This is a genomic window from Rhizobacter sp., from assembly GCF_031412075.1.
Lineage (GTDB): Bacteria > Pseudomonadota > Gammaproteobacteria > Burkholderiales > Burkholderiaceae_C > Rhizobacter.
Window position 1 is genome coordinate 1 of sequence record NZ_JANOCG010000100.1, and the last position, 6,208, is coordinate 6,208.

The 6,208-nt window shown below is 68.3% G+C and carries 6 protein-coding genes; 3 read left to right on the plus strand and 3 right to left on the minus strand.

Annotation, left to right across the window (positions count from 1 at the left end):
• The first annotated feature begins 184 nt into the window (after window positions 1–184).
• Window positions 185–721, plus strand: a complete 537-nt coding sequence (locus RMO40_RS03790; RefSeq protein WP_309716528.1) for a DUF2937 family protein — start codon at window positions 185–187, stop codon at window positions 719–721.
• On the opposite strand, the gene RMO40_RS03795 is transcribed toward RMO40_RS03790, so the two are convergent.
• Window positions 709–1,716 carry a helix-turn-helix domain-containing protein gene (locus RMO40_RS03795; RefSeq protein ID WP_309716531.1) on the minus strand — a complete coding sequence of 336 codons (1,008 nt, stop codon included), beginning with the start codon at window positions 1,714–1,716 and terminating at the stop codon, window positions 709–711. The genes RMO40_RS03790 and RMO40_RS03795 overlap by 13 nt on opposite strands.
• 148 nt (window positions 1,717–1,864) lie before the next feature.
• Here RMO40_RS03795 and RMO40_RS03800 point away from each other — a divergent pair, with 148 nt between their 5' ends.
• Window positions 1,865–2,662, plus strand: a complete 798-nt coding sequence (locus RMO40_RS03800) for an alpha/beta fold hydrolase (RefSeq protein WP_309716534.1) — start codon at window positions 1,865–1,867, stop codon at window positions 2,660–2,662.
• Here the strand turns inward: RMO40_RS03800 and RMO40_RS03805 are convergent.
• Window positions 2,659–3,024, minus strand: a complete 366-nt coding sequence (locus tag RMO40_RS03805; protein ID WP_309716537.1) for a response regulator — start codon at window positions 3,022–3,024, stop codon at window positions 2,659–2,661. The two genes, RMO40_RS03800 and RMO40_RS03805, sit on opposite strands and share 4 nt — an antisense overlap.
• A gap of 149 nt (window positions 3,025–3,173) precedes the next feature.
• Between RMO40_RS03805 and RMO40_RS03810 the strand changes: the two genes are divergently transcribed.
• The gene (locus tag RMO40_RS03810; RefSeq protein WP_309716540.1) at window positions 3,174–5,405 is read left to right on the plus strand and encodes an ATP-binding protein; all 2,232 of its coding nucleotides are present in this window, start codon (window positions 3,174–3,176) and stop codon (window positions 5,403–5,405) included.
• 2 nt (window positions 5,406–5,407) lie between these two features.
• On the opposite strand, the gene RMO40_RS03815 is transcribed toward RMO40_RS03810, so the two are convergent.
• Window positions 5,408–5,851, minus strand: coding sequence for a GNAT family N-acetyltransferase (locus tag RMO40_RS03815; protein ID WP_309716543.1), 444 nt, complete (start codon window positions 5,849–5,851; stop codon window positions 5,408–5,410).
• Between the last annotated feature and the right edge of the window lie 357 nt (window positions 5,852–6,208).

A 6,208-nucleotide genomic window follows, 5' to 3' on the forward strand; every position in this document is an offset into this window, starting at 1 on the left:
CCGCCATCGCGCGTCGCCGGTGCGCCGTTTTGGTCCCCCCCCACGTCGGTTCGGCCATGCCCCCCACGGGGACCTCAGCCGCCTTGGGGCGGCCCGGCGGCGGCTGATTTGTCCGCCCCCACGTCGCTTCGCTCCTGCCCCCCATGGGGACGTCAGCCGCCTTGGGGCGGCCCGGCGGCGGCTGATGCCTGCTAGCGTGCTGCGCGGCCTGCTTGACCGCGCCGTGCTGGTCATCGGCATGTTCGCGGGCGGCATGGTGCCCAGCTACCTGGCGCAATACCGCCAGCGTGTGGGCGGCGCGCTCGGCCAGGCCCTTAGGGACCTGGCGCCGTTTCAAGAGATCGCCAACCGTTTTCACGACGGCAGCCTGGCCAAGCTGGTCCAGCACCACCTGGCCAGCACCGACCCGACCTTTCGGGCCGAGGGCGCGGCGATCCAGGCGATGGCCGATTCGGTGGCGTATTTGCAGCGCACGCTGGCCGCCCTCGATACCGACGTGTTCCACCAGGCCGGCTACCTGCTGAGCCATGCCGACGCCGAGATGGCGCAGGCCACCTGGGCCGCCTTCCGCCCCTCGTTCGGCCTCACGACCGACAGCCTGCTGATGGCAGGCGCCTTCGGCCTCGGTGTGTGGGTGTTGTTCCTGGCGGTGTGGTGGTGCGGCGCCGCGTTGATGACACGCGGTGGCGGCAAGCTGCTGCCGCGCCGTCACCCGCGCTGACGCGGGCTCACCCGCGTGGCGATGCTTGGCGACGAAGCCACTGCCGCGCGCGCCGTCGAGCCATACGCCTGGCGGTAGGCGGATGGCGTCAGCCCCGTCGCTGACCTGAAGGCCCGGTACAGGCTGGCCTCGCTGCCAAACCCCAACTCCTCGCTGATGGCCTTGATGGGTGTGCGCGTGCTGCGCAAGGCCTCGGCGGCCTGGCTGAGCTTGGCGCGACGCAACCACTCTCCCGCGCCCATGCCGCTGGCACGGTCGACCAGGCGGGCCAGCGTGCGTACCGAGACGCTCTGCTGCCGGGCCGCCTCGGCCAGCGACACGCCCTGGGCGGGAGTGCGTTGAGCCCATGCCAGCAACGCCCGCATCGCCGGGTCGGCAAGCCTCATCATCTCGACCGGCTCGAACGAGGGGTGACGCCTGCGGGGGCTGGGCAGCATCAGCAGCTCTTGCATGTCTTGCACCACGTCGTCGGCAAAGCAGTGTGAAAGCCGGTCGAGCATGAGCGGCAGGTAGCCGCTCGGTCCAGACGCCGTGATGGCGCGGCGGTCGACCACGAGGTCAGGCCCGCTGCGCCATGTCACGCGTTTGAAGTGCTCGGCCAGCGCCGGCCGGAGCCACCACGTCGCGGTGGCGGCATGCCCGTCGAGCCGGCCTGCAGCGGCCGCCAGCGCAACGCCCGCGCAGTAGCTCCAGAGCTGCGCCCCTCGTGGCAACGCGCGCAGGGCTTCGACCATGTCGCGCTGCGCTCGTACTGCACTATCCAGCCCCTCGGTGGAAGCGAGCCAGAGACCGGGCATCAACCAGGCATCGCAGCCACCGTCTGCCACGGTCGACTGCGCCCGAAGCTTCGGGCCGTGATGCGTCGAGACCTCTTCGAGCCGGGTGCCGGCCCAGGTCACGGTCATGCACACGCGGCCCGCGCGCATGTTGCAGGCGCGAACCATGTCGCTGGCCGCGAACAGACCGGCCGGCATGCAGCCTGGAAACAGCAGCAAGCCCAGTCGAAACGGGCTGGCAGGTGCGGGCGCTGGGCTTGGCATGTATTAATAGTAAATGGTCTTTTTGCGCCATTGTCGAAAAACCCGGTTTCCAACAATCTCCCCGTCAACACCTTCTGTCGGATGACCTTGAAAGAGATTGCGCATGAAACTGAACGTCGGTCGGACAAACATCCACCTCGTCGATGAGGGGCACGGCTCTCCCATCCTGTTCCTGCACGGGAACCCCGACTCCTGCGAGGTGTGGAGCGGGGTCATTCCCGACCTGCGCCCGCACTACCGCTGCATCGCCCCCGACCTGCCAGGGTTCGGGCGCTCCATCGCACCCGAGGATTTCGACTACTCGCTGGAGGGCATGGCGAGCTGGGTCGACGCGCTCGTCGTGGCGCTGGACATCCAGGTGCCGCTGCACCTGTTGGTGCACGACATTGGCGGCCCGTTCGGTCTCGCATGGGCGGTGCGGCACCCGGCCAAGGTGCGCAGCGTGGTCATCACGAACACGGTGTTTTCGTCCGACTATCGCTGGCACCTGTTCGGCCGGCTGTGGCGCACACCGGTCATCGGCGAGCTGGTGCAGGCGTTGACGAGCCGGCGCGGCTTCACGCGTGAATTGCAGCGGGCCTCGCGCCGGCTCACGCGCGAGCAGATCCACCGCACCTACGACCTGATCACGCCTTCGGTGAAGCGGATGATGTTGCGCTGGTACCGCGCGGCCGACCCACGTCACTTCGCCGGTTGGGAAGACGAGTTGCGCAAGCTCACGGCGCAAAGGCCTTCGCTGGTGCTGTGGGCAGACCACGACCCCTACATCCCACGCAGGTTTGCCGACCGCTTCGGCGCCGCTGCGGTGGAGCACTTTCCCGACAGCGGGCACTGGCTGCCCGCCGAGGCGCCACACGAGGTGGCGCAGCGCCTGCTGCGCTTCTTCGCGCGAGAGACTTAGACGAGCAGGGCTCGCACGGCGGCGAGTGAAAACGGCTTGGGCAGCACACCCGCCGTCTGCAAACCCAGCGAACGCGCTTCACCGAGCACCGACTCCAATTCGCCCGCCCCCAGGCCGCTGGAAACGATCACGCGTGCCTGGCAGCCCTCGGCCGCGAGGCGGTGCAGCACCTCTCTGCCGCTGATGTCGGGCATCAGCAAGTCCACTGCAATGTGTGTGGGCTGCCAGTCGCCCACAGCCTCGAAGAAGGCCTCGTGCCGCTCACACCAGCGCGCTTCGCACCCGGCCCCTTTGGCCGCCATCACCAGGATCTGGCCGACCATGGCATCGTCGTCGAGGATGAGCAGTCGAGCGGGCGGCATGGGAGTCCCCTGGAACTGTTTGACGGGCCTGCGGGCTGGGCATGCACGGCTATCATCGTTCGCCGCTGGGTCACGGGCACAGTGTGCCCACCGGCAGCGGGGCCAGCATAGCAGCCGGGTTTGCCACGCCGCAGGAGGGAAAAACCAGAATGAGCATTCGAACGAGGCTGCTGCTGCTCACACTGCTGGCCACGCTGCTTCCGGCCCTGCTCGTGCTCGCGCGCTTTCTCTATGACCGCGACCGCGCCATCGAGGCCGACACCACCACGCTGGCCTTGTTCGCACAACGCCGCGCCGACACCATCGCCGAGAAGATCCAGGGCACGGCCCAGCTCCACTTCGGGTTGGCCCGCGCGCAGGATCTTTTCACCGACAACCGGGCGGCCTGCTCGGCCTTTCTCTCCGAGGTGCGCGAGGCCTACCCGCAGTACACCGGCATCCTGACCATCAAGCCCGACGGCCGCCTGTTCTGCGACTCGCTGCGCTCGGGGCGCGAGCTCGATCTGCGTGACCGGGCCTATTTCAAGGCCGCGCTGCAGGCCCGGGACAAGGTGGTGCTGGAGCCGGTGTTTGGCCGCTTGACCGGCTCGGCCGTGCTGCAGATCGCCTACCCGGTGCGCTCGGTACAGGGCGACTTGCAATTCGTGTTGCTGGCCTCGCTCAACCTGCAAAAACTGTTCGAGGTCGACGCCCCTCCGGTGCCGGGCGCCAGCCTGCTGATGCTTGACCGCAAAGGCACCGTGCTCGCCCGCTCGCTGGCCAGCATGGGTGGCGAGGGCCCGGTGGGCAGCTCGATCTCAGGAACGGCCGTGCACCGCTTTGCGTCAGCTCACCGCAAGGCCGCCACGAGCGAATTCACCGGGCCCACCGGAGAGGCCGGCGTGTGGGCGCTGGCCGACAGCTCCGCGATCGAAGAGACCGGCCTGCGGCTGCTCGCCAGTGCGCCCAAGAGCGCGCTGCTGGCCGCCGCGAACCGCCGCTTCGGGCAAGACATGGCCTTGCTCGCCGCGTTTGCGTTGCTGCTTTTTCTGGTGGTGTGGTTCTTTGCCGAGATCAGCCTGAGCCAGCAGATCGCACGCATCACGCAGATGGCCCGGCAGCTCGCCCAGGGCGAACTCACGGCGCAGATCCCTGCCCCCCTGGCGCGGGGTGAGCTGGGTGTGTTGATGAGCACGCTGAACCAGGCGGCCGCCTCCCTGGCGAGGCAGCACGACGACATCTCCAAGCTCAACGCGCGGCTGCAGCATTCGCAGCGGCTCGAGGCCGTGGGCCAGCTCACCGGCGGCGTGGCGCACGATTTCAACAACCTGCTGACCGTGGTGATGGGCAATGCCGAACTGCTGGTCGAACAAAGCGAGGGCCACCCACAACAACGCATGCTGGCCGAGATGATCGTGCAGGCCGCGCAGCGCGGCGCGGCGCTCACGCAGCAGCTGCTGGCATTCGCGCGCAAACAGGCGCTGAGCCCGAAGGCGCTCGACATCAACCAGCTGATGGCCGGCATGGACTCGATGCTGCGCCGCAGTCTGGGCGAGCACATCGAGATCGAGCTGATCCGCGCTGCCGGCTTGTGGCCGGCCATGGTCGACCAGGGCCAGCTGGAAAACGCGCTGCTCAACCTGTGCCTGAACGCGCGCGACGCCATGCTCGGCGGCGGGCGTCTCACCATCGAGACCGCCAACACCGTGCTCGACCAGGCCTACGCCGAGGTGCACATCGACGTGAAGCCCGGCCAGTACGTGATGCTCGCCGTGTCGGACACCGGCCGGGGCATCGCGCCCGAGCATCTGGAGCAGGTGTTCCAGCCCTTCTTCACCACCAAGGAAAAAGGCAAGGGCACCGGCCTCGGCCTGGCCATGGTGTACGGCTTCGTCAAGCAGTCGGCCGGGCACGTGAACATCTACTCCGAGCTGGGCCATGGCACCTCGGTCAAGCTGTACCTGCCACGTGCCCTGGGTGCCTCGGTGCCCGCCCCCGAGTTGGTCGACCGGCTCATGCCCGTGGGCGGCCAGGAGACCATCCTCGTGGTCGAAGACGACGAGATGGTGCGCCGCTACGCCTGCCAGCAGCTGCGCTCGATGGGCTACCGCGTGATCGAGGTCGACAACGGCCTTGGCGCATTGGCGCTGATCGAGCAGCACCCCGACGTGGACCTGCTGTTCACCGACGTGGTCATGCCCGGCGGCATGAACGGCCGCGCACTCGCCGACGCAGCCCGCCAACTGCGCCCCACGCTGCGTGTGCTCTACACCTCGGGCTACACCGAAAACGCGATCGTCCACCACGGCCGGCTCGACCCCGGCGTGCAGCTGCTGGCCAAGCCCTACCGGCTGGTCGATTTGTCACGCGCGATCAGGTCGGCGCTGGCGCAGCCGACCTGAGCTCAGCTCTCTTTGCCCGGCGGCAGCCGCTCCAGCATCACCGCGTAATCCTGGTAGCCCATGCGGCGCCAGAAGGCGAGCGCACGCGCATTGCCGGCCAGCACGTCGACGGTGAGGCGCTTTTCGGGCCAGCGCTCGAACACGCTCAGCATCAGCTGGCGGGCCGTGCCCTGCCGCCGGTAGTCACCGTGCACATAGATCTGCCGCAGGTAGACGCTGTCGTGCAGGTCGCGCCAGAGCACGTAGGCCACGATCTCGTCGCCGTCCAGGCCCAGCAGCGCCTCGTAGCCCTCGTAGGCGATCCAGCCGCGCATGCGCTCGGTCAACTCGGTCAGGCTCATCGGGTTGCGATGGCCTTCGTCCCTGATCAGCTGGTGATTGAGGCGGCCGAGTTCCTGGGCGTCAAGCAGCGAGGCGGTGCGGAAACGGAGTGGGGCGTCGACCATGTGCCGAATGCTAGCGAGCTTGTGCCCACTCACCAGCCCCGGATGAACCCGCAACTCAGCCGCCATCGCTTCGCAGCAAGCGCAGCGAAGCTGTCCCTCAAGCAACGCCCGCGGAACCGGCTCTGCCGGGCCGCCAGGCGGCGCCCCTCGGGGGCAGGAGCAAAGCGACTGGGGGGCTCAATCAGCCGCGTTGGAACTTGAAGACGGCCACGCTGGCCATCAGGTTGGGCCAGCTGCGCACGGCGCGGCCTTCCTGGATGCCGAAGGCGTCGAGCACCTGGAATCCGTCCTTGCGCAGCAGCACCTCGCAGACGGCATAGGTGACCACGCGGAGGTTGGGTGTGTCGTACCACTGGT

Bases quoted from the DNA above. Each gene is read 5' to 3' on its own strand.
- RMO40_RS03805 (WP_309716537.1), bottom strand. From the start codon at position 3,024: ATGCCGCCCGCTCGACTGCTCATCCTCGACGACGATGCCATGGTCGGC.
- RMO40_RS03810 (WP_309716540.1), top strand. From the start codon at position 3,174: ATGAGCATTCGAACGAGGCTGCTGCTGCTCACACTGCTGGCCACGCTG.
- RMO40_RS03815 (WP_309716543.1), bottom strand. From the start codon at position 5,851: ATGGTCGACGCCCCACTCCGTTTCCGCACCGCCTCGCTGCTTGACGCC.
- RMO40_RS03800 (WP_309716534.1), top strand. From the start codon at position 1,865: ATGAAACTGAACGTCGGTCGGACAAACATCCACCTCGTCGATGAGGGG.
- RMO40_RS03790 (WP_309716528.1), top strand. From the start codon at position 185: ATGCCTGCTAGCGTGCTGCGCGGCCTGCTTGACCGCGCCGTGCTGGTC.